The following is a 22,814-nucleotide window of genomic DNA, read 5'->3' on the forward strand; positions in this document are numbered from 1 at the left end:
GCGCGGATCGTGCCGCAGCCCGATCTCGACATATCGGCGCTGCTCACCTGGCAGCATCGCCGCATTGCCGATGCCTCCTCCTGGTTCCTGTCGCTCGGCTCCTATCGCACCGATCGCTATTTCGCCGCGCCCACCACCCATGATTTCCTGATGGGGCGGCTCAAGATCGGCTATGGCGGCGGCCCGGTCCGCCTGACCAGCATCACCGCCGCCTATCGTTGGTCGCTCGACCGGCGTTATGACCGGACCAACGCCACCTTGTTGCAGGGGCAGGATCCCGAAGCCTGCCAACGCTATTTCGGGCTCGACAGTCCGTCCTGCGATCCGGCGCAGACGCAGCAGTTCGCCGATTATGCCGCCGGCCTTGCGCCGTCGCTGCTGCATATTCCGATCGTGTCGACCCGCATCCTGCAGGAACTGCGCCTGGGCCATGACAATGTTCACGGGCTGGGCTGGGTGGCGGGCGTGCTGATCGATCATCGCAGCGAGCGGCTGCGCAGCGAACTTTCCTCCTACAGCGGCGATCCCGATGTCACCGGCGAACTGTTCGGTGCGCGCCGGCTGGCAATCAGCCGCGATCAGGCGGCGCTGTTCGGCACCCTCTCCTATCGGGAGGACGACCTGCTCGTCTCGCTCGGCCTGCGCTATGATGATTATCGCGTCGCATCGCAGAATGACGTGGTCGTGCCTAACCTGCTCAGCGGATCGATCGACTCCTGGCCGCGCACCGTCAGCCGATCGGGCGGGCTCAGCACCCGCGTCCATATCGACCTGCCGATCGCGCCGGGGGCGAGCTGGCATACCCAGCTGACGCGCAGCATCCGGCCGGGCGGGGTCAATACGGCCTCGGTGCTGCTGCCCGATCGCCGCACTTATGATGGCGACAGCCTGTGGGGTGCTGAACTGGGCTTCAACCTGCATCTGGGACGCGACAGCGAGATGACGCTGACCGCCTATATGAACGACTGGCGCGACATGCAGTATCGGGCTCTGTCGGAAAATCGCTCGCACGCCTATCTGGTCAATGTCGGCAATGCGATGATCCTGGGCACCGAGTTCGAACTGGTCGCCCGGCCGCTGCCGGGCCTGACCGCCCGGCTGGAAGCCAGCCTGATCCGCGCCGACCTGACCCGCGTGTCCGACGCCGCGCCGCTGGTCGGCGGCGCCGACAAGGGCGACAGCATCCCCTTCGTGCCGCATCGCCGGTTGCAGACCAGCTTGGCGCGCAGCTGGTCGGTCGGCGGCCATGGCCAACTGACGGTCGAGGGCGACTGGCAATATCAGTCGGGTTCCTGGTCCACCTTCACCCGTGACGATCCCGATTTCGTCGAGACGTCGAGCTTCTCGCTGTTCGGCGCGGGGGTCAGCTGGCGCCGGGAACGGACCAGCCTGTCGCTGCGCGCGCGCAATATTTTCAACCGCGTCGCGAATTTGCGCGCGGTGACTAACGGATATGGGGTCGGTCAAACGTTCAGTTCAGGACCGCGATCGATCCTGCTGAGCTGGGACCGGCATTGGTGATGCGGGTCGCCGGGGCGGCCCGCAAGGGGTTTGAAAGCGCGGACAAGGGGTTTCGGGGTTGAACCGTCTATCAGGATCGTCGTTGCCGCAACCGGGCGGGGCGGAAAACAGGGCGACCGACTATTCCGCCTATATCCCGGCGCTGCGCCGCTATTTCGCCCGCCGCGTCACCAGCGCCCATATCGTCGACGACCTGGTGCAGGACGTGATGCTGCGCATGCATGTGCGCCAGTCGCCCGACGGCATCGACAATCTGGAAGGCTATATCTTCCGCACCGCGTCCAGCGTATTGCGCGATCAGGCGCGACGCGATCAGGTCCGTCATGCCAAGGGGCATGATGAACTGACGGAAAAGGATCATCCTGCTGAGGAACGGACCGCCGACCGCGTCTTACAGGCAAGGGAAGAGATCGCCCAGGTCGTCCGCGCGCTGGAAGAGCTGCCGGAACGGACCCGCGACATCTTCCTGATGCGGCGCTACGAAGGGCTGGCCTATGGCGATATTGCGGAAAGGCTGGGCATTTCGGTGAGCGCGATCGAGAAACATGTCGCCAAGGCCGTCGCGCATATCGCCCGGCACATGGCACGATAGGATAGCGGTCACTTCATGACCCAGGACGGGGACGACCCCTTCGACATCGCCGCCGCCCATTGGGCGCGGTTGCAGTCCGGCACGGCGACATCCGCCGAGCGGGCGGCGATCGCCGCCTGGTGCGACGCGGCCCCGGCGCATCGCGCGGCCATGGACGCGGTCGAGCGCGGCTGGGACGTCGCCGGCGCTGCGGAGCCAGATGATGCGATCGCGGCGATGCTCGCCCAGATGCAGGCGCGCCAGACCGAAGCCTCCGCCCCCTCGGCCGGCCGCCGCCCGTGGCGCGCGGCCTTGCTGGCAGCCTCGCTGACCGCGCTGCTGGCAGTGCCGGCGACGCTCTGGTTCACCAGCCGCCCCGCCGAGCATCCCGTTCCGCCCGCCCTGTCCGGCGAACAGGTGGCGCAGGCTGCGGGCACGCGCCTGTTCAGCCCGGCCGGCCGCCGCCGCAATATCCAGCTGCCCGATGGATCGCGCGTGATCCTGGACGCCGACAGTGCGATCCGCTTTGCCTTCTCCGCCGACAAGCGGGCGGTCGCGCTGGAATCGGGCCGCGCCTATTTCGCCGTCCAAAAGGACAAGGACCGCCCCTTCAGCGTGTCGGCCGGCAAGCTCACGGCCACGGCGGTCGGCACCGCCTTCGACGTGTCGCGCCTTTCGGGCCGGGAACAGGTCACCACGACCGAGGGGCTCGTCCGCGTCGTGACGGCTGCGGCAACCCACAATGGCAGCCGCGCCACCCTGCTGCCCGCCGGCATGCGTCTCACGCAGAAGGATCAGAGCATTTCGGTCGATCCGGTCGACGTGACCCGCGAAAGCGCCTGGCGCGACGGCCGCATCGTCTTCACCGGCCGCTGCCTATCCGACGTCGCGGCGGAAATGAACCGCTATGGCTCGGGCCGGCTGGAGGTGAAGGAGGATGCCGCCCATATCGCCATCAGCGGCGTATTCGACATCGACAATGCCGATGGCCTGGCAGAAGCGCTGGAGCAACAGGGGCTGGTGCATGTGGCGCGTAGCGCCGACCGGATCGTCCTGACCCGCGGCGACCAGATCATCCCCGGCGACTGCGCCGTCCGGGGCTGATCCGGAAGAACGGGGCGCCTGCCGACGCCCCGCAGCTTTCCTTATTTCCGGCCTTATTTCCGATCGGCCGCGCCATAGAGCAGCGCGTTGAACAGGAATTTGAACGTGCCATAGGATTGAGCGCGCTGCGCCACTTCCGGCCCCATCACCAGCAGCTTGCCCTTGCCGACATCGACATCGGCGACGGCGATCGTGCCGGCCAGCTTCTCCTGTCCCACGGCCCAGCCGCTGCGCAGCAGGTCGCGGCCCTCGAACCAGGACACCTGGCCATAGGGGGTGGCATTCGCCGTCACGAAGGTCTGCGAGCGGTTGAAGAACATGTCCACCTGATCGGGCAGGCCATAGGCCAGCGGCTGGCGGTTATCGACGCGCGCGCGCAGGATCGATCCGGGGATGAAGAAGCTCTTGGTGTCGAGCGGCTTCATCGCCCCCTCCACTTCCCGTGCCAGCGCGGGCTTGAGCGGCGTGCCGAGCAGGTCGATGAAGCGGGCCGAATTGCCGATCGCGACCACCGCGCCGCCATTGCGGGCGAAGTCCGCAACCGCCGGCACCGTCTTGGCATCGGTCAGGTCGCCCAGCATCGGCACGAACTCGGCCGGCGTATCCTTGACGTCCGGCTGCTTGCCGGCACGGGCCGTTCCCCAGGCGCCGCTCGGCGGCAACGCCCCATCGGCGAACAACAGCACATCATAATCCTTCGCCAGATTGCCCGCATCCAGACGCTTGGCATAGACCGGCGCGAACGGGAATTCGAACTTCTCCAGCAGGAAACGGGTCCAGCCGGTCGGGATATTGCCGCCATAGCGATCGACCAAGCCGATGCGCAGGGGTTTGAGCGCAATGCGCTCGCCCTGCGGCGCGGCATCGAGCGCATGGGCGGTCAGGCCCAGCTCCGTCACCGCGTCGCCGACGATCTTCTGCGCGCCGGCCGATGCCGGGATCCAGATCGCGCCGGCCTGCATCGCCTCGCCATCGGCGCTCACCGCCTGCTTCAGCCAGGCCGGACGCACGCCCGCCTTCAACAGACGGTTGGTCAGGATGAAGCTGTTGTTGCTTTCATGGCCGACGATCCAGCCCGCCTTGCCCTGGCCGACGATCCGGCCGGGCGGCGGCGCCAGCAGATCGGGCACCGGGGTGAAATGCTGGTCCAGCCCGTCGAGCAGCCGGTCGAAGCCGATCCCCATCTGATAGGCCAAAGTATAGCCGGTAATGTCATAGGGCGCCTTGGGCGGGCCGCCGGGGAAATCCGTATCGTGCGGATGGTCCTGCGGCTCGAACATGTCGATCACATGTGGGCGATAGGCCTGATCGGTGCGCACGATATAGGAACCGGCGGCATAGTTTTTGCCGCCCGCCTGGAACGGCGCGTCGGCGCGCTCCACCTCGACGCCATTCTTGATGAGCGCGTTGAGGAAGGCGATCGCGGTGGGCATGTCGCGCTGGTCGGCGGGGATGATGTAAGCGCGCGGATCGCGCTCGGCCGGGGCCTGCAGCATTGTCTTGTAGAGGCCGGGATCGACCTTCTTGGGGCCACGCCCTTCATCGAGCGCCTTGGCATTGGCCAGCCGGTCGACCTTGGAGGGGGTGATGGTCCAGCTGTCCTTGCTGCCCTTCTCGATGCTGTTGGCGCCCATCTTCCAGATGTTGAACAGCAGCCGCTCGCGATTGCGCGAGGCATAGTCGATGACCGCGCGGTCCAGCGTCCATTGATAGTCGAGCGAATCCTGCAAATGCCAGTCGCGCGGGCCGATCGGCATCATCTCGTCGCCGCGCGGCAACTGGGTCGATGGCACCAGCGGGATCTTCGCCGGGGTCGGCCCGCCGATGATCTCGGTCAGCAGGCCGATGCTGTTATGGAAATAGGCGACCGATCGTTCCATGCCATTGTGCCAGGTCGAATAGGGCGCCGCGCTGCGCGTGCCCGACCCGGCCTTGCCTTCGGAAATCAGGCGCGAATGCATGGCAAAGCCGACTTCGTTGAGCTGCGCCATGACGATCGGGTCATAATTGAAATTGAACGGATCGCGGAACGGCGGCACGAACACCACCATGCCCTCCGGCCCGGTCTGATGCTGGTTATAGACGATCTGCGGATACCATTGGCGGAACAGCACCCGATTGACATTCTCCGTCTCGGGCATCGCCGCCATGAAGCTGTCGCGATTATTATCGTGGCCGATATATTTCTGGTAGAGGCGCGGCAGCGTCGCCATCTCGCGCTTCTTGGGATCGGCCGAGCGCATATACCAGTTGGCGACCAATTCCATGCCGTCGGGATTGTCATGCGCGAACAGGATGATGCAGTCGTCCAGCATGCGCATCGTTTCCGGGTCCGACTGGGTCAGCATCCGGTAGAGCACCTGGATCTGCCCCTGCGACGTCACCGTCTCGGTCGCGTGCATGCCCGCGTCGATCCAGACCACCGCCTTGCCCTGCGCCGCCAGCGCGCGCGCCTGCGTCTCGTCCACGCCATGGGCGCGGGCCAGCTTCTCGGCAATGGCGCGATACGCGTCCAGCTTGGCGAGGTTCGCAGGCGAGGAGACGATCGCCATCCACTGGCTGCGCCCTTCCGCGCTCTTGCCGATGTCGACCAGCTTCATCCGGTCGCTCTGGGTCGCCAGCTTCTGGAGATAGGCCTCATATTCGCTGTAATTGGCGAGATAATAGTCGGTCCCCGGCGGCTGCTTGAAGAAGCGCTCGGGCGGGGTCGGCGTGCTGGTCTGGGCGCCAGTCTGGGCCGCAGCAGGAACCGCCTGCAACAGCAGCGCGCCCGACAGGAAAAGCCAATGGGGTTTCATGCAATCTCTCCAGATATCTGGTCGTAAGCGGTCAGAAAGGAAAAGGGGCACGATGTTTCATCGCGCCCCTTCAAGCAGGCCGTCAGCCCTTAGTAGAAGCGGACATTGTCGATCTGCAACCACATGCGCTTGCCGGGACCGCGCGATCCGCCGAACTCGACCTGGGTGATGCCGTCGCCGGTGAAGGCCGGGCCAGTCTTGCCGCGCCGCTCGACCGGCTTGAACTGGCTGAACGGCACCTCGACAGCAGCCCAGCCGGCGCCGCCCTGCACCTGCGCTTCCCAGACGCCGTCCAGGCCGTTCAGGCGAACGGTATAGGCGCCGTCGCCCTTCAGCTCGAACCGCAGGCCCTTGTAGCCGCTGATCTTCGCCGGGGTGATCGACCCGCGGCTCAGCGGAATGGCAAAGCCGGCATAGGCCGCTTCCTTCACCGCCATGCGCGCCGACAGCGACAGCGCCTTGCCGCCCTCGTCGCGCGGCACCGTCTGGGTGATCTCGACCGACCGGTCGATGCCGCCATCGGGCGTGTCGACGCGCAGCGTGTCGATCGACGAGCGGCGATCGTCGCGCTCGAAATCGTCGATCAGCGCAGGCACGCTGATCGAGGGCAGACGGTCGGTCTTGTTGGCGGCGGGCAGCGCCGGGGCGCCGGTGCCATAGGCCAGCTTGCCGTCGATCAGCACCTGCGAGACCTTGTAGACATCCTTGATGTTGGTCCAGGGGGTGCCGTCGATCAGCACGATGTCGGCGCGCTTGCCGACCGCGATGGTGCCGCGATCGGCATCGATGCGCATGATCTTCGCGCTGGTCTGGGTGCCGGCGACCAACGCCTGGCTCGGCGTCAGCCCGGCCTGCACCAGCAATTCCATCTCGTGCAGGGTGGACGGACCATGCGGCGTGCCCGGCATGCCCGCATCGGTGCCCAGCGCGATCGGCACGCCGGCATCGAACAGCGCCTTCACATTGCCCAGCGCAAAGCCGAACTTGCGGAATGTCTGCTTCAGGCGCGGATCGTCCGCCTTCACGTCGCCGCGCTTATAGGGATCATAGACCGCCAGCGTCGGCGCCATAGCCATGCCGCTCTGCTTGATCGCGGCGACTTCCTCGGCGGTGATCGGCCGGTCCTGCAGGCCATGGGCGAGCGAATCCACGCCCGCCCGCGCCGCGACCAGGCCGCGATCAACGGTGACGGTGTGGGTCAGCACCGGCCAGTTCTGGACATGGGCCGCCTCGACCGTGGCCTTCAGCGTCCATTCGTCCATGCTGGTATTGTCGGGCGACACGCCATAGCGCCAGCCGTCGGAAAAGATCTTCACCAGATCGGGCTGATAGGGCACCAGGCTTTCGATCGCGGCCTTGCCGGCGGCAGGAGTATTGACCCAGATGGTGGTCGCCTGATCGGCCCAGTCGGCGCCATGGCCGCCGGGCGTGCTGATCCGCGCGGCAAAGCGGACATGGGGCGCGTTCATCTGGCCCAGCCAGGCGCGCAGCGGCGCGAACGCCTCGGGCGCTTCGTTGAAATCATTCACCGTCGTCACGCCCGCCGCTACATAGGCATTGGCGATCTGCGGGAAGGTGCTGGGGCTGCCGCCGGCGGTCCAATGGGTATGGACGTCGAAGAAGCCGGGCAGCAGCGCCTTGCCCTTGGCATTGATGACCCTGGCGCCGCGCGGCACCTTCACATCGGCGCCGACGGCGGTGATGCGGCCATCCTGGATCAGCACGGTGCCGGGCGCGGGCGCCGCGCCGGTGCCGTCGAAAATGGTCGCGCCGACGATGGCGAACGTGCCGCCATCGGCCGGGGCCGAGACGGAAGCGGCGGAATGCAGCGCGATCGGCAGGGTGATGGCCGAGGCCAGCAGAGCAGTGACAACAGATTTACGCATGGGACTTCCCCCTCAAAGGCAATGATTATTCTTCGGTCGCCGGCACCGCCAGCATGCAGAACCAGCATTCGGCATCGCTGCCGATCGGCGCACCCGGCGGGATCGGCGGCGGCGGCGCGATCGGCTCGGCCAGCTTGGCGCGCTCCTCGGGCGAGGCCGTCAGCATTGTGGCGAGATAGCGGTTATGCGCGGCATCGGCGGCGGCGCCGCGCTTGCCGAGGCGCCCGGCCAGGCTCTCCATATGCACCCGCACGATCGCGATCGCGGTCGACGACAATTGCTTGTCGTCCGCCAGGCTGATGAGGCGCAGGACATAGCGGGCACGAACCTGCCGCGCGATTTCCGCCTGCCGGCCCGTTGCCCCGGCGGCCATCACCCGATCGTCGATCGCGCCCAGATATTCGTCGAGCGAAAGCTGGCCGGCATCGGCGGCATGCTGCGCCACCAGCCGGTTGAGCCGCTCGGGCGCCAGCATCGCGATGAAGCTGCCGTCGGCCGCCACTTCGGCCGCGCGCGCCCAGTCGAAGGCGGCGGCGGTGCGGCCGGGCAGCAGTTCGATGTCGGTCTGGCGATCGCTCATGCCCGACTGGATCGATGACAGCAAAGGTGACAGGCGATCAGGCAGATCGAGCGCGGCGGGATCGAGCGTCGCAAGCAATGCGCGCAATGCCGCCCGCTGCTGCGCGGCGTCGACCGGCAGCGCCTGCTCATGGCCATCGCCCTTCACCGCATAGCTGTAATCCACCCCGCCGATCAGCTTCGACGCGGCCGTCACCTGGTAACGGTGGAACAGGTAGATCGGCACGATCATCCGGCGCAGGTCGGCGGCGGCCGCCCCGGCCGGCAGATTGTCGAGGCCGAAGCGGTCGAGCGCGATCCGGCGCACATCCATGATATGGGTCAGCTGCGCGGCGGCATCCGTGCCATCATCCCACATATTGCCCCAGGGCTGGGCATCGCCATCGCCGCGTGTGTCACCATCGGCGACAAAGCGATAGCCCTTGGCCTGGACCGCGCGGGTCATGGCGTCCAGCGCGCCCTTCTCGTCGGTGCCGGCCGGGAACTGGCGATAGAGCCAGTCGATTGCGAACTTGTCCCAGGCGCCGACGCCGGTGGCATAGGCGTCGGAAAAGTCGAGCGCACCATCCCGCACGGCGATGCGCGGCGCGGGATAGTCCATCACCGATGCCCGGTTCTCGAAGGTCGAACCGGCGAAATTATGGGACAGGCCCAGCGCATGGCCGACCTCATGCACGGCGAGCTGGCGCAGCCGCGCCTTGACCAGCATGATCGGGTCGTCGCTGGCGCCGGTGCCTTCCCTGGATGCGCCGGCCAGCCCCTCGAAGATCAGCTTGTCCTGCCAGGCGCGCAGCGATCCCAGCTGCACCACGCCACGCACGATCTCGCCGCTGCGCGGATCGACGATGGTGGTGCCGGTCGACCAGCCGCGCGTTTCGCGATGGACCCAGGCGATGACATTGTAGCGCGCGTCCATCGGGTTGGCGCCGACCGGCAGTTCCTCGACCCGGAAGGCGTCCACGAAGCCGGCCGCGTCGAACGCCTGTGCCCACCATTGGGCGCCTTCCTTCAGTGCATCGCGGATCGCCTGCGGCGCGGCGCGGTCGACATAGAAGATGATCGGCTTCTTGACCGCCGAACGCGCGGCATTGGGATCGGTCTTTTCCAGCCGGAACCGGCGCACCAGCCGGGTGACGATCGGCTCGTCCAGCGCGGCGGCATAATTGTTGCGGATGACCTGCACCGACGTGCCGGTGCGCGGATCATGGGCGCGGGTGTGGAAATTGGCGTCGGGCAGGCGGATGAAGCTGTGATGCACCCGCACCGTCAGCCCGCGCGCATCGGGCAGCACGCGCTCGATGCTGCGTCCCGGCTCGTCGCTGGTGAAGGTCAGCGCCGCCTCGAACTCGACATTGTCCGGGAAGGCCAGGCTCTGCGCCGGATCGACATAGGACAGCGCCGGCGCAATCTTGAAATTGCCGGCCTTGGTCGCCTTCAGCCGCCCGGCAACGTCAAAGGCATCGCGCATCAGCAGGCCGGACAGGTCGAGGGTGATGCCCCTGTCATCTTCGCTGACAATATCGCCCGACCAGATCGGCGAATTGGAGAAGGAGCGCGCAACCGCCTGTTCCTCGCCGGCATCGCCGTTGAGCGCGCGGAAGCGATAATTCTCGAACTCGGCCAGCACCTTGTTGCCAACCTTGCGGAACAGCAGCACCTGCGTCTCGCCGAGCCGCGCGCGATCCAGGCCGATCTCGGCTGCGCCCAGGCCGCCCGCGATCGAGGGGGTGTAGAGATAGCGGGCGATGACGCCATTGGCGCCCGCCCTGGGCAGGACGATCTTTTGCCCGCCCGCCAGCGTGAACAGGCTGGCCGGGGCCGGACTTGCCGCCGGCGCAGGCTGGGCCAGCGCGGTGCCGGCCGGCACGCTCAGGATCATCAGGGCGACAAGCGGCAGCGCGCGCAGCGATTTCATCAATAACATGTCCCGAAAGCAAAAAATGGGCACCGGCGCGATGGCCGGTGCCCCAGGAGGCATCAGAATTTGTGGCTGACGTTCAAGTACCAATAGCGACGCAGCGGCGAATAAAGCTGGCCCTGATAGCCACTGGACGACAGCGGCGGAGCCTTGTCGAACAGGTTGCGCACGCCGATGCGCATGCTGGTGCCGCTCAGCGATCCCTCGGTGAAGCGATACTGGCCATAGAGGTTCGCCGTGGTGGTCGCCTTGACCGTCCAGTAATCGCCGTCGGCGTCGATCAGGCCGGTGTCATAGACCTTGCCGGTATATTGGGCGAAGGCGCCGACCGTCACATTGTTCAGCGACCAGGTGAGCGAGGCCGAACCGCGCCACTTGGGCTTGCGATCGAGCTGCAGCAGGCTGCGGCCGCCCGAGATGTTGACGGCGGCGTCGATGTCGCCCGCATCCTGCGCCGCCAGCAGTTCGGCGATGCCCGGCGAGGGTTCCTGATAATATTTCAGGAAGTGCGACGCATTGACCGCGAAGTTGAAGCTGCCGACGCTGGTTTCAGGCGTGCGATAGGTCAGGTTGAAGTCCAGGCCCTTCACCGTCTGCGGCTGCAAATTGGTATATTGGTCGAGGACGTAGAGAACCTCGCCCGCCGGGGTCAGGCCGGTGCCGGCAAAGGCTTCGACATCCGAAGCGGTCGCCGCGGCGCGGATCACGTTCGGATTGCTCGAACCCTGCTTGCGCAGCAGATAGTCGAGGATCAGCGCATTGCCTTCGCCAAAGATGCCGACCAGGCCGGTCTGGCGCACCCGCCACCAGTCGGTGGTGAAGGTCAGATGGCCCATGCCGTCGGGCAGCGGCGGCTCCAGCACGACGCCGAAGGACAGGGTCTTTGCCCGTTCAGGATCGAGATCCGGGTTACCCGAGCGCCGGGCCGAGGTGGTCTGCGCCCGCGAACATTGCGAGAAGTCGGTGATGCGGCCGGCGCGGACGTCCGCCTCGCACATGATATAGTCGGTGCGGCTGTTCGCGCGCGTCACGACCGTCGCGTTGGTCTGCTCCAGGTTCGGGGCGCGGAACGACTTGGCCCAGGAACCACGGAAGCGGATGCCGCGCACCACTTCCCAGGCACCGGCGATCTTGGGCACGGCGACATCGCCGAAATCGCTATAATGTTCGTACCGGCCAGCCAGCTGGAGATCCAGGCTGCGCACCAGCGGGATATCCATTTCCGGCGAAACCAGCGGCACGGCAAATTCCGCATAGGCGCCGAACACTTCGCGATGGCCGCTGGTGTCGTTGTTGAGCGCGGAGTTGACGAAGTCGCCCGAGACCGCGCCGGTCAGCGGATCGGTATAGGTGATGGTGCCGTCGATGCGCGGATCGCGATCGTCGAGCTGGGTCTCGCGCCGCGCCTCGATACCCGCCGCAAAGCCGACATTACCACCCGGCAAGGTGAACAGGTCGCTCTTGGAGAGGCGGAAGTCATAGGTCGCCAGGGTCGACTTGGTATAGCGGACCAGTTCCTCGCGCATCGCGTCGATGGTCGACTGGCTGTTCACCGACGTGCCGAAGATGTTGTAGGCGTCCGGGGTCGACAGCGACAGATATTCCTGCAGCTTGGTGCGGCTGATATTGTCGCTGACGTCGCGGGCCCAGGCTTCGGAATAGCTGACCGCGCTTTCCCAGTTGAAGCCGTTGAACTCGCCGCGCAGGCCGGCCAGCAGGCGATATTGCTGGTTGGTCACGGTGACGTTCATCGGACCGAAGTCCTCGAACAGATAATTGTTGATGGTGAGCGGCAGGCCCGCGGCCGGGGCATTGGTGCCGGCCAGGCGGTTGGGATTGACGGTGCCGTTGGCGAACACGGCCTGACCCAGCGGGTTCCAGTAGTTGCTCGCCGGCACATAGATGGGGATCGAGCTGAGCGTTGCGACCGGGCTCTGCTGTGCCTTGGTCTTGCTGCGATAGAAGCCGGCTTCGGCGAAGAAGGTGACATCGTCGCTGATGTCATAATGGCCGGTCATGAACAGGTTGAGGCGGTTGAGGCGCGGCATGATCGACGTGCCCTGCGCCAGCGAGTCATAACGCAGGTCGCGGTCCGCGCCTGCCGTCGCCATCGCCCCATTCTGGATGCAGCGATCATTGCCGATCGCGGCAACACAGCCCGTGCTGCTGGTCGGCTGCAGGTGGAACTGGCCCGATGCGTTGGTCAGGGACGTGCCGTTGATGGTGACGGGCACATTGCCATAGGTGCGCAGGTTGGCGAAGGGCGTGGTGGTCGACCGGCCGTCGAGCGAGGTCGAGCCTTCGAATGCCGTCCCCTCGAACAGGCCGCGCTTGTCGGAGGATTCGGTATAATATTGCTCGGTCGAATCCAGGCCGGTGCCATGGTCATAGCTGCCGAACAGGGTGATGTTGCCGCGATTTTCAGCAAAGTTGGTGCCGATCACGCCATTGGCGTTGAACTCGCGCAGGCCGGTGCCTTCCGCGCCGCCATATTGCAGCGACAGTTCCGCACCCTGATAGTCGGTCTTGAGCACGGTATTCACCACACCCGCCACCGCGTCCGCGCCGTAAATGGCGGCCGCGCCGTCGCGCAGCACTTCCAGCCGCTCCAGCCCGTTCACCGGGATGGCATTGGTGTTGTAGCTCAGCACCGGCACCAGCTGGTCGTTCGCCTGGCTGGTCGGGTGGGCGACGACACGGCGGCCGTTCAGCAGCACCAGCGTGTTGCCGATGCCCAGGCTGCGCAGGTCGAGCGAACCGACGTCGCCGCGCGCGCCGTTGGAGCTGCCGGGCAGATACTGGCTGTTGAACTGGACGTCGCCAAATTGCGGGATCGAACGGAACAGTTCGTCGCCCGACACGGCGGCCGCGCTCTTGATCTCGTCGGTCGATACCACCGTGACCGGCAGCGCCTCGTTGATCTTGGCGCCCTTGATCTGCGAGCCGACGACGACGATGCCGTCCGCCGCATCCGCCGCCGGGGCGGCGTCCTGCGCCAATGCGCTGCCTGCGGTCATGGCCCATCCCATGGCGATCAGGCTCGCCGCGCAGGCTCCCTTGTTCCGATACACACCCATATGTCTTCCCCTGGCTCCCACCATCCGATCCCTTCGGATGGGCTCTGATCTTTTGAGGTTGTCCCCTCGTCCGGCTCGTGGCCGGAAACCCTCTCATTGTCGGAGACGCAGGCCCGAAAATTTCCCCCATCAAAAATTTCACTTTTGTGATGGTGGTATCCATCGCCCTGATCGATAAGCCGTTTCACCAGTGGGGGATGGTGCTGACCGCCCCGCTTCATGCAGCCAGGGGATCCATCCATGTCACGCTTCGCCCGCTCCTTCCTCGCCTTCCTCGCGCTCGGCGCATCGGCGCCCGCCCTGGCCGGGCCGCTGGCCGATGGCGACAAGATGGCGATCATGGCGGATGTCGATCGCGGCGCGGACACGCTGGCCAAGAACGCGCTGCAAATCTGGAACTATGCCGAAATCGGCTTTCAGGAGACGAAGAGTTCGGCCCTGTTGCAGCAGCAGCTGAAGGCCGCCGGCTTCACGGTGGAAGCCGGGATCGCCGGCATGCCGACCGCCTTCGTCGCCCGCTTCAAGACCGGCGAAGGTCCGGTCATCGGCCTGCTCGCCGAATATGACGCGCTGCCCGGCCTGCCGCAGGCGGCCGAGCCGGTGCGCAAGCCGATCGAGGGCATTGCCGGCCATGGCTGCGGCCATAATCTGTTCGGCGCCGCCTCGGTCGCGGCCGCCATCGCCACCAGGGACTGGATGGTCGCGCACAAGATCAAGGGCGAGCTGCGCCTCTATGGCACCCCGGCGGAGGAAGGCGGATCGGGTAAGGTCTTCATCGTCCGCGCCGGCCTGACCAAGGACGTGTCGGCGATGATCCACTGGCATGCCGCCGACAGCAACAGCGCGTCGCAGAATACCGCGCTCGCCAATATCAGCGGCAAGTTCCGCTTCCACGGCACCGCCGCCCATGCCGCCGCCGCGCCCGAACGTGGCCGCTCCGCGCTCGACGGGGTCGAGGCGATGGACGCGATGGTCAACATGATGCGCGAACATGTGCCACAGGAAACCCGCATCCATTATGTCATCACCGATGGCGGCAAGGCGCCCAATGTCGTGCCCGACACGGCCGAGGTCTATTATTATGTCCGCCACCCCAACCAGCAGGTGGTCGCCGACATCATGGACCGGGTGAAGAAGGCAGCCGAGGGCGCGGCCATGGGCACCGGCACCACGGTCGAGTTCAACCAGGTCGGCGGCACCTTCGACCTGCTGCCCAACGACACGCTGGGCCATGTCATGTATGACAATCTGAAACAGGTGGCCCTGCCCAGCTATAATGCGCAGGAACAGGCCTTCATCACCCAGATCCAGTCGAGCTTCCCCAAGGGCACACGCATGGGCGACGGCAGCGTCGAAGCCTATAGCAGCGGCGGCCTGACCCCCGCCTCCACCGATGTCGGCGATGTCAGCTACACGACGCCGACGGTCGGCATGGTCGCGGCCACCTGGGCGCCGGGCACCCCGCCGCACAGCTGGCAGGCGGTTGCCGCCAGCGGCACCAGCGTCGGCACCAAGGGCGCGGTCGTCGCTGCCAAGGCGATGGCGCTGACCGCCGCGCAACTGTTCCAGAGCCCGGACACGCTGGCAGAGGCGAAGGCCGAACTGGATCGCCGTCGCGGCAAAGATTTCGTCTATCGCTCGCTGCTGGGCGACAAGGGACCGGCGCTGGAATATCGAAACGGGAAGTGACGATCCCGAAGCAGGACGATTACTCGCCCGCCTCCTTATAGGCGGGCAGACCCAGCCCCCGGCGGATCGCGAGCGCGCGCAGGCCAAATCCCAGCAGCGCCGCGATCACGCCGGCGACCGGCACATCCAGCCCGGCCAGCCGCAACAGCACGAACAGGCCGGAGGCGAACGCCGCGGCCGTGACATAGAGTTCCGGGCGCAGCAGGATCGACGGCTCGCCCGCCAGCGTGTCGCGCATGATGCCACCAACACAGCCGGTGACCACCCCCATCATGCCCGCGACAAAGGGCGGCACGCCAAAGCTCATGGCCTTGGCCGCGCCGAACACCGCGAAAGCAGCCAACCCGATCGCATCGAGCCAGTCGAGCGCATGATCGCTCCACCAGCGGCGCGGCGTGATCCAGACGGTGATAGCGGCGACCATGCACACGATCGACGGCGCCGGATCATGAATCCAGAAGACCGGCGCATCGATCAGCAGGTCGCGCACCGTGCCGCCGCCCACCCCCGTCAGCAGGGCGAAGAAGGCAAAGGTCACCAATGTCTGGCGCAGGCGCGCGGCAGCCAATGCCCCGGAAGCCCCGAAGACGAAGGTGCCGATCAGGCTCAACGCCTCCAGTACGGGGCCGATATGGGTGGCGATCGTCGGGGTCGGCGGCAGCATGGCTCTCCGTAGCCGCTATCGGGCGCCAGCGGAAGCGGGCGCCCGAAGGTCGATCATTTCCGGCCTTTCTCGGCCGACAAACGGGTCATCAATATGGCTGCCCGCTTGGCCTGGCGCGGCATGGTGGACAGGTCCGCCTTTTCCGCCGGGCTATGGTCACCCGTCGAGGCGAGGCCAAGACCCACCAGCCCGTCGACATCCTGCGCGACGAAGCTGATATCGCCGGCGCCGCGCTTGAGCGGATCGAGCTCGGGCATTTCAGGCAGGCCCAGATCTTTGTTGATGCCATTCAATTTGCCGAGCAGCGCGCGATTGCCCGCCGTTGGCGCCATGGAGGGATAGCCCAGATCGAAGGCGATGCTGGCGCCGGTGCCGGGCAGATGGCCGCTATCGACGATCGCCTGCATCTTGGCCCGGACCCGCTCGGTCTGGTCCTGGCTGAGGGTGCGGAAATCGCCCTTGGCGACGGCGATCGGCGGGATGATATTGGTCTTGCCGGTAACGGCGATGCGCACGCCATCCTTGTCGACATCGGCGCTCTGGCCGCCACCGATCAGACCGACATTGAAGGTCAGGTTGGGTTCCGGCAATTCCTTGCGGAAAGCGGTGATGATCCGCGCCATTTCATAGACGGCGCCATCACCGGCGGCGGCCGAGAAGATGCCCGAACTATGCGCCGACTTTCCACTGGTGGTCAGCGTCCAGCTGTTGGAGGAGCGACGCGCGATCGAGCCCATATCCTTGCCGTCCTCGCGGCTCAGCCCCTCGAAATCGAGCGCGATGTCGGCGCGCTTACCGGCCGCGACCAAGTCAGCGCGGGAAATCGAGACCGGATCGCCCGAATCCTCCTCGTCACCGGTCAGCACCACCTCGATATTGGCGTTCTTCAGCGTGCCGGCCGCCTGCATCGCCTTCAGGGCCAGCAGCATCGTCACCACCCCGCCCTTGTCGTCGCCGACACCCGGCCCGGCGGCCCAGTCGCCATCCCGCTTAAAGGTCTGGAACGGCGAGTCCGGCTCGAACACCGTGTCGAGATGGCCGATCAGCAGCATCTTCGTCGTGCCCGCCCGCCCCTTGTGGACCGCGATGAAATGGCCGGCGCGCTTGACCTGATCCATCGGCTTCCAGATGACAGTGAAGCCCAACGCCTCAAACTCGGGACGCAGCATGTCGGCCACCGCCTTGACGCCGACGACATTCATCGACCCGCTATTCTGGTTCACGATCTTTTCCAGCAGGGCGATCGCGGGCTCATGACCGGCATCGACGCTGGCACCGATCTTCTGCTCGGCCGGGCTCAGCGCCGCCTGTGCCGTGGTCGCCAGCAGCATCGCGCCGCACAGCGCCGCCTTCACAATAGTCTGTCGCATGGGTTCGTAACTTCACCGAAACAAAGGAAAAATGGGCCGCTCCGGGGCAGCCGTAGAATAGAACGGGTGGCGCGCGCAGACACGCCACCCGTCGGACGCTTATTTCGCCAGTTCGGTTTCGATCGCAGCAACCAGCGCCGGATCGTCGGGCGCCGTTGTCGGTGCGAAGCGGGCCGCGACGCTGCCATCCTTGGCGATTACGAACTTCTCGAAATTCCATAGGATTTCCGGCACCGGATTGGGCGTCATGCCATAGCCCTTGAGGCGCTCGCGGAAGCTGTTGCCATCGCCCTGCGCTTCGGGCAGTGCGCTCGTCAGCGCGGCGTAGAGCGGATGCTTGTCCGGCCCGCTGACCACGATCTTCTCGAACATCGGGAAATCGACGCCGAAATTGGTGGTGCAGAAGGTGGCGATCTCGTCATTGCTGCCAGGCTCCTGGGCACCGAAATCATTGGCCGGGAAGCCCGCGACCACCAGCCCCTTGTCCCGATAATCGGCATAGAGCTTTTCCAGCCCCTCATATTGCGGCGTCAGCCCGCATTTGGAGGCGACATTGACCGCGAGCACCACCTTGCCGGCATAATCGGCCAGGGTCGCGTCGGCGCCCTTGATGGTCTTGAGCGGTATCTGCTGGATTGCGGTCATGCATCGTCTCCCTTGGATATCAGGCGGCGGACCTTGCCATCATATAGCCGCGCCGAAAAGATGGCCCGCTGCTGCCGTGACGACCATCGCCAGCGCGCCCCAGAAGAAGGTACGCAGCATCGACCGCCCCGGCCGCGCCCCGCCCAGTCGCGCCCCGACATAGCCCAGCAGCAGCAAGCAGAGCAGCGATACCGGCACGACGCTGATCCCGGCCAGCGACGGCGCGATGGCCGCGGCGACTACCGGCGGCGCTGCGCCACAAGCGAAGCTCGCCGCCGAGGCCAGCCCTGCCTGCACCGGGCGCGGCGTGCTGAGGTCAGAAATGCCCAGCTCATCGCGGGCATGGGCGCCCAGCGGATCGGTCGCCATCAACTGGGTAGCCACCTGCCCAGCCAAGTCCCGGTCCAGCCCGCGCTCGACATAAATGTCGCGCAGCTCCTCCCATTCCGCATGGGGCTGCGTCGCCAGCGCCTTCTTTTCCTTGGCAAGATCGGCACGCTCGGTATCCGACTGGGCGCTCACCGACACATATTCGCCCGCCGCCATCGACATGGCACCGGCCACCAAGGCGGCAATACCCGACAATAATATGGACTCGCCCGTCGCGCCCGATGCGGCGATGCCTGTCATCAGGCTTGCAGTCGACACGATGCCGTCATTGGCGCCCAGCACGGCAGCGCGCAGCCAGCCGACCCGATTGACATAATGAACGGCATGATGCGGCCGTGGCGGCTCGACGCGCGGCGTGGTCATATGATGGAGCCCCCTGTCAGATCATCCAGCCCGTTGGCTATCAGATGCAGGGGGCAGCGCAAGGGGCTCAGCCCAGCCCCTCGGCCTTCTCCGCCAGTTCCAGCCAGCGTTCCTCGGCCGCGTCCTTCTCTGCCCGCACCTTCTCGATCGCAGCGGTCAGCGCGGCGAATTTCTTGGGATCGCGGGTATAGAGCGCCGGATCGGCCAGCGCCTCCTCGTCGCGGGCAATCGCCGCTTCCAGTTCCTCGATCTTCTTGGGCAGCAGGTCGAGGTCGCGCTGATCCTTGTAGGTCAGCTTGGTCGAGGCCGGCTTGGGCGGCGGCGGGGCCGCAGCCTCCTTCTTCTCCGCCTTGGGCGCACGGCGCGGATCGCGCTTGGCGATCCAGTCGGCATAGCCGCCGACGATCACATCGACCTTGCCCGATCCGTCGAGGCCGAGCGTCACGGTGACGGTGCGGTCGAGGAAGTCGCGGTCATGGCTGACGATCAGCACCGTGCCATCATAGTCCGCGATCACTTCCTGCAGCAGGTCGAGCGTTTCGAGGTCGAGGTCGTTGGTCGGTTCGTCCAGCACCAGCAGGTTGGATTCGCGGGCAAATTCGCGCGCGAACAGCAGACGCGAACGCTCGCCGCCGGACAGGGTGCCGACCTTCGCCTCCGCCAGCGAGGGATCGAACAGGAAGTCCTTGAGATAGCCATGGACATGCTTGCGCACGCCGCGCACATCGATCCAGTCGCCGCCCTCGGCCAGCACGTCGCGCACGCTCTTGTCGCCCTGCATCAGGCTGCGCTGCTGGTCGATGAAGATCATGTCCAGCGTCTTGGCCAGCGTCACCGCGCCGCTGTCGGGCGCCAGTTCGCCGGTCAGCAGCTTGAGCAGGGTCGACTTGCCCGCACCATTGCCGCCGACGATGCCGATCCGGTCGCCACGCTGCACCCGCAGGCTGAAGTCGTTGATGATGGTCCGATCACCAAATGTCTTGGTGACATGCTCGGCCTTGATGACGCTCTTGGTCTTGCTGTCGTCGCTCGCCACCGCGATCTTGGCGGTGCCTTGCGGCCCCTGCATCGCGGCACGCTGGGCGCGCATCTCCCACAGCTTGGCCAGGCGCCCCTGGTTGCGCTTGCGCCGGGCGGTCACGCCGCGCTCCAGCCAGTGCGCCTCGATCTTGAGCTTGGCGTCCAGCTTCTCGGCGGCGCGCGCCTCCTCGGCATAGACCGCTTCCATCCAGTCCTCGAAGCCACCGAAGCCGATCTCGTTGCGGCGCATCTGGCCGCGATCGAGCCACAAGGTCTGGCGGGTCAGGCGGGTCAGGAAGGCACGGTCATGGCTGATGACGATGAAGGCGCCGGTATAACGGGCGAGCCAGCTTTCCAGCCAGTCGATCGCCGCGATATCCAGATGGTTGGTCGGCTCGTCCAGCAGCAGCAGGTCGGGTTCGCTGGCCAAGGCGCGGGCGATCGCGGCGCGGCGGCGCTCACCGCCGCTCGCGGTCGCGGCCTCGCGCGACAGGTCGATGCCCAGCTGGTCGGCGATCGCCTCCACCTCATGGGCGGGCGGCGCGAATGCGCCGGCCAGCGCGAAATCATGCAGCGTCTTGAAGGCGCTGACGTCCGGATCCTGCTCCAGCGTCACCACCCGCGCGCCCGGCTGTACCGAACGAATGCCCTCATCCGCCTCGATCTGCCCTCCGATCAGCTTGAGCAAGGTGGTCTTGCCCGCGCCGTTGCGCCCGATCAGTGCCAGCCGGTCGCGCTGGCCGACATGGATGTCGATATGCCGGAACAGCCAGTGGCTGCCCTGCGAGAGGCCGAGATTTTCGAACGAGAGAATGGGTGCTGCCATGGCGGTGCAGCTAGGGCCTATCGGGCGTCGGGGCAAGAGTGGAACCGGAAAGCTGTCGGACGGCTTTCAACGCAGGACAGCGTCCATTCATCGCACCCCGGCCAAAAACGGGTGCAGGACTTACAGAGGAGACCATGTCCATGAAATCCGCTCTCGCCCTGATGGCGCTCGGCGCCGCCGCACTGCCTGTCGCGGCTGTCGCCCAGACCAGCGTCACCATCGCCGAGACCGCGCCGGTGGTGACGTTGAACGTCACCGAAAGCGTCGAGGCCGCGCCCGATGTCGCGACCATCGGCACCGGCGTCCAGACCAAGGCGCCGACCGCGGCCCAGGCGATGAAGGACAATGCCGCCAAGATGGACGGGCTGATCGCGGCGCTGGCCAAGGCCGGCATCGCCAAGGCCGACATCCAGACCAGCGGCATCAACCTCAACGCCCAATATGACTACAGCAACCGCGACGGCCAGCCGTCCGGTCCGCGCTTCCTGGGCTATGAGGCGTCGAACCAGCTCAGCGTCAAGGTACGCGACGTGAAGAAGGTCGGCGCGCTGCTCGATACGCTGGTGCAGGCCGGCGCGACCAACATCAACGGCCCCAGCTTCTCGGTCGAGGATCCGAGCCCGCTGCAGGCCCAGGCCCGCGCCACCGCGCTCAAGACGGCCAAGGCCCAGGCCGATTTCTATGCCCAGGCGGCGGGCTATCGCTCGGCCCGGCTGGTCTCGATCTCGGAAAGCAGCAGCGGCGGCAATGCGCCGATGCCGCTGATGGCGGCCCGGTTCAAGGCCGACGCCGCGCCGACCCCGGTCGAACCCGGCCAGGTCAGCGCATCGATCAGCCTGACGGTCCAGTACGCGCTGGAACGCTAAGCCGTCATTCCTCGACGCGCCAGTGCGGCACCGCAAGGTCCGCGCTGGCGCCTTTGACCAGCCGTGCGTCGACGCCACGATCGGCAAAGGGCTTGAGCAGCCTCTCATGCCCCTCCCCCTTGATCGACAGGTCGATCGGCAGGCCGGTGCGCTGCGCCGCCCACAGGACAAGCGCCAATCGATCCTTGTCCGTCACGGCTCCTTCTTCATCCAGTGCCAGCGACGGCAGTGGCAGGGGCGGCGGCGTAATCTCTATCGCCCAGCCGGGCGTTGCCGCCGCCGCCCGCCGCTCCAGCGCCCAATAGGCGCCAAGGCCCGCATCCGGCAAAGCCCGCGCCCGCACCACCGCCCGTTTGCGCGCGGTATCCACCGTCACCGCATCGGGATTGACACCGGCGACGAGTGCCAGCCGGTCGGTCAGGCGATCGACCTGGCCCTGCACCTCACGCCGCGCGGTCTGGGCGGCGAGCAGCTGGGCATTGTCGGCATCCGTCCCTTCACCCACCCGGATCTGTTCGATATCCAGCGACACCGGCTTGCCCAGCATGTCGCCCAGAATATGGCCGGCCCGCGCGGACGCGTCGCGCTCATAATGGCTGGTGAGGACGCTGGCGGTCACGGCAAGTGGCTTGGCGGCGAAATCCAGGTCGAGCTGCGCGATCCGGGCGCCATCGGGAAATTCGCGCCGGATGACGTCGCGGGCATCGCGCGCGGCCCGCGCCTCCCAGGCGATCTGGCCGAGCGACAGGCCGAGCGGCACTGCCAGCGCCAGGAAGATGGCACCGATGAAAACCATCTGCAGCCAGCTCTGGCTGGGCGACAGCCGCCGGCCAAAGCCATAGAGGCGCGCCATGATCGCCGCAGCCAGGGCGATCGTCACGAAATTGGTGAAGAAGAGCAGGAAGGCACCGCCCGCGACCGTCGCATTGAGCGTCGCCAGACCAAAGCCCACCGTTGCCAGCGGCGGCATCAGCGCGGTGGCGATCGCGACGCCGACGATCGTGCCGGCCTTGCCGCGAATCATCGCATAGGCGCCCGCCAGCGCGGAAAAGAGCGCGACCATCAGGTCGAACAGATTGGGCCGGGTGCGCGCGGCGATTTCACTGGTCACCGTCTGCAACGGCGACAGCAGGACGATGAAGGCGGTGAACGCGATCGCCACCAGCGCCCCGCCCGCCAGCGCGACGATCGTCCGGCGGATTTCGCGCGCATCGGTCATGGCAAGGCCAAAGCCCAGCCCGACGATCGGCCCCATCAGCGGCGAGATCAGCATCGCGCCGATCACCACGGCCGGCGAGGAGAGCAGCAGGCCGAGCACCGCAATGCCCGCCGACATCAGGATCATGAAGGCGTAGGACGGGGTCCAGCCATCATCGGCTCGCACCCTTTCGAGCACGGCCTGATGATCGATCCCGCGGATCACATGGCTGCGCCACCAGCGCGGAACGGAGCGCCACAAGGGCGCATCGGCTACGGGCCTGTCATCTTCATTCTCCATGGCTGGCAAGCCTAATTCGCCCTGCCGCT

The 22,814-nt window shown here is 66.4% G+C and carries 15 protein-coding genes (1 of these 15 cut by a window edge); 5 read left to right on the forward strand and 10 right to left on the reverse strand.

Annotated features, from left to right (window positions below):
- The 3 genes from E5554_RS17430 to E5554_RS17440 all read left to right on the forward strand — a co-directional run.
- Positions 1-1,521 carry the 3' portion of a TonB-dependent receptor gene (locus E5554_RS17430; RefSeq protein WP_247594298.1) on the forward strand. 1,017 nt of this gene lie to the left of the window's left edge, so 1,521 of the gene's 2,538 nt are visible here — the last part of the coding sequence; its start codon lies off the left edge, out of view; it ends in the stop codon at positions 1,519-1,521.
- An 82-nt stretch (positions 1,522-1,603) separates the two neighbouring features.
- Complete coding sequence (locus E5554_RS17435) at positions 1,604-2,113, forward strand: sigma-70 family RNA polymerase sigma factor (protein WP_099234120.1); 510 nt, start codon at positions 1,604-1,606, stop codon at positions 2,111-2,113.
- A gap of 15 nt (positions 2,114-2,128) precedes the next feature.
- The gene (locus E5554_RS17440) at positions 2,129-3,196 is read left to right on the forward strand and encodes a FecR domain-containing protein (protein ID WP_136187574.1); all 1,068 of its coding nucleotides are present in this window, start codon (positions 2,129-2,131) and stop codon (positions 3,194-3,196) included.
- A 53-nt stretch (positions 3,197-3,249) separates the two neighbouring features.
- On the opposite strand, the gene E5554_RS17445 is transcribed toward E5554_RS17440, so the two are convergent.
- From E5554_RS17445 to E5554_RS17460, 4 genes are all read right to left on the reverse strand, one after another.
- Positions 3,250-5,994: a M14 metallopeptidase family protein gene (locus E5554_RS17445; protein ID WP_136187575.1), complete on the reverse strand. Its 2,745-nt coding sequence runs from the start codon at positions 5,992-5,994 to the stop codon at positions 3,250-3,252.
- A gap of 89 nt (positions 5,995-6,083) precedes the next feature.
- Positions 6,084-7,880 carry a CIA30 family protein gene (locus tag E5554_RS17450; RefSeq protein ID WP_136187576.1) on the reverse strand — a complete coding sequence of 599 codons (1,797 nt, stop codon included), beginning with the start codon at positions 7,878-7,880 and terminating at the stop codon, positions 6,084-6,086.
- Positions 7,881-7,905: 25 nt separating this feature from the next.
- Positions 7,906-10,374, reverse strand: a complete 2,469-nt coding sequence (locus tag E5554_RS17455; RefSeq protein WP_136187577.1) for a zinc-dependent metalloprotease — start codon at positions 10,372-10,374, stop codon at positions 7,906-7,908.
- Positions 10,375-10,436: 62 nt separating this feature from the next.
- Positions 10,437-13,454 (reverse strand): TonB-dependent receptor, encoded by a 3,018-nt coding sequence (locus E5554_RS17460; RefSeq protein ID WP_136187578.1) that lies wholly within the window; start codon positions 13,452-13,454, stop codon positions 10,437-10,439.
- A gap of 240 nt (positions 13,455-13,694) precedes the next feature.
- Here E5554_RS17460 and E5554_RS17465 point away from each other — a divergent pair, with 240 nt between their 5' ends.
- Positions 13,695-15,143, forward strand: a complete 1,449-nt coding sequence (locus E5554_RS17465) for an amidohydrolase (RefSeq protein WP_136187579.1) — start codon at positions 13,695-13,697, stop codon at positions 15,141-15,143.
- A gap of 19 nt (positions 15,144-15,162) precedes the next feature.
- Here E5554_RS17465 and E5554_RS17470 read toward each other — a convergent pair whose 3' ends face one another.
- From E5554_RS17470 to E5554_RS17490, 5 genes are all read right to left on the reverse strand, one after another.
- Positions 15,163-15,807 (reverse strand): trimeric intracellular cation channel family protein, encoded by a 645-nt coding sequence (locus E5554_RS17470; RefSeq protein ID WP_037511674.1) that lies wholly within the window; start codon positions 15,805-15,807, stop codon positions 15,163-15,165.
- Between the two features lie 53 nt (positions 15,808-15,860).
- Complete coding sequence (locus tag E5554_RS17475) at positions 15,861-17,177, reverse strand: M20/M25/M40 family metallo-hydrolase (RefSeq protein ID WP_136187580.1); 1,317 nt, start codon at positions 17,175-17,177, stop codon at positions 15,861-15,863.
- A gap of 99 nt (positions 17,178-17,276) precedes the next feature.
- Positions 17,277-17,822: a glutathione peroxidase gene (locus E5554_RS17480; RefSeq protein WP_017500459.1), complete on the reverse strand. Its 546-nt coding sequence runs from the start codon at positions 17,820-17,822 to the stop codon at positions 17,277-17,279.
- A 39-nt stretch (positions 17,823-17,861) separates the two neighbouring features.
- A complete protein-coding gene (locus E5554_RS17485; protein ID WP_136187581.1) occupies positions 17,862-18,575 on the reverse strand; it encodes a VIT family protein in 714 nt (237 codons plus the stop codon).
- A 67-nt stretch (positions 18,576-18,642) separates the two neighbouring features.
- A complete protein-coding gene (locus E5554_RS17490; protein ID WP_136187582.1) occupies positions 18,643-20,421 on the reverse strand; it encodes an ATP-binding cassette domain-containing protein in 1,779 nt (592 codons plus the stop codon).
- Between the two features lie 140 nt (positions 20,422-20,561).
- Between E5554_RS17490 and E5554_RS17495 the strand changes: the two genes are divergently transcribed.
- The gene (locus E5554_RS17495; RefSeq protein ID WP_010336071.1) at positions 20,562-21,287 is read left to right on the forward strand and encodes an SIMPL domain-containing protein; all 726 of its coding nucleotides are present in this window, start codon (positions 20,562-20,564) and stop codon (positions 21,285-21,287) included.
- A gap of 4 nt (positions 21,288-21,291) precedes the next feature.
- On the opposite strand, the gene E5554_RS17500 is transcribed toward E5554_RS17495, so the two are convergent.
- Positions 21,292-22,785, reverse strand: a complete 1,494-nt coding sequence (locus tag E5554_RS17500; RefSeq protein WP_136187583.1) for a DUF389 domain-containing protein — start codon at positions 22,783-22,785, stop codon at positions 21,292-21,294.
- Between the last annotated feature and the right edge of the window lie 29 nt (positions 22,786-22,814).

The sequence above is a fragment of the Sphingobium sp. PAMC28499 genome (genome assembly GCF_004795815.1).
In the GTDB taxonomy this organism is placed as follows: Bacteria; Pseudomonadota; Alphaproteobacteria; order Sphingomonadales; family Sphingomonadaceae; genus Sphingobium; species Sphingobium yanoikuyae.

What these genes read in the sequence shown, in the direction of transcription:
- E5554_RS17485 (WP_136187581.1), bottom strand. Translation starts at nt 18,575, where the DNA reads ATGACCACGCCGCGCGTCGAGCCGCCACGGCCGCATCATGCCGTTCAT.
- E5554_RS17440 (WP_136187574.1), top strand. Translation starts at nt 2,129, where the DNA reads ATGACCCAGGACGGGGACGACCCCTTCGACATCGCCGCCGCCCATTGG.
- E5554_RS17500 (WP_136187583.1), bottom strand. Translation starts at nt 22,785, where the DNA reads ATGGAGAATGAAGATGACAGGCCCGTAGCCGATGCGCCCTTGTGGCGC.
- E5554_RS17490 (WP_136187582.1), bottom strand. Translation starts at nt 20,421, where the DNA reads ATGGCAGCACCCATTCTCTCGTTCGAAAATCTCGGCCTCTCGCAGGGC.
- E5554_RS17450 (WP_136187576.1), bottom strand. Translation starts at nt 7,880, where the DNA reads ATGCGTAAATCTGTTGTCACTGCTCTGCTGGCCTCGGCCATCACCCTG.
- E5554_RS17465 (WP_136187579.1), top strand. Translation starts at nt 13,695, where the DNA reads ATGTCACGCTTCGCCCGCTCCTTCCTCGCCTTCCTCGCGCTCGGCGCA.
- E5554_RS17445 (WP_136187575.1), bottom strand. Translation starts at nt 5,994, where the DNA reads ATGAAACCCCATTGGCTTTTCCTGTCGGGCGCGCTGCTGTTGCAGGCG.
- E5554_RS17480 (WP_017500459.1), bottom strand. Translation starts at nt 17,822, where the DNA reads ATGACCGCAATCCAGCAGATACCGCTCAAGACCATCAAGGGCGCCGAC.
- E5554_RS17475 (WP_136187580.1), bottom strand. Translation starts at nt 17,177, where the DNA reads ATGCGACAGACTATTGTGAAGGCGGCGCTGTGCGGCGCGATGCTGCTG.
- E5554_RS17455 (WP_136187577.1), bottom strand. Translation starts at nt 10,374, where the DNA reads ATGAAATCGCTGCGCGCGCTGCCGCTTGTCGCCCTGATGATCCTGAGC.
- E5554_RS17460 (WP_136187578.1), bottom strand. Translation starts at nt 13,454, where the DNA reads ATGGGTGTGTATCGGAACAAGGGAGCCTGCGCGGCGAGCCTGATCGCC.
- E5554_RS17470 (WP_037511674.1), bottom strand. Translation starts at nt 15,807, where the DNA reads ATGCTGCCGCCGACCCCGACGATCGCCACCCATATCGGCCCCGTACTG.
- E5554_RS17495 (WP_010336071.1), top strand. Translation starts at nt 20,562, where the DNA reads ATGAAATCCGCTCTCGCCCTGATGGCGCTCGGCGCCGCCGCACTGCCT.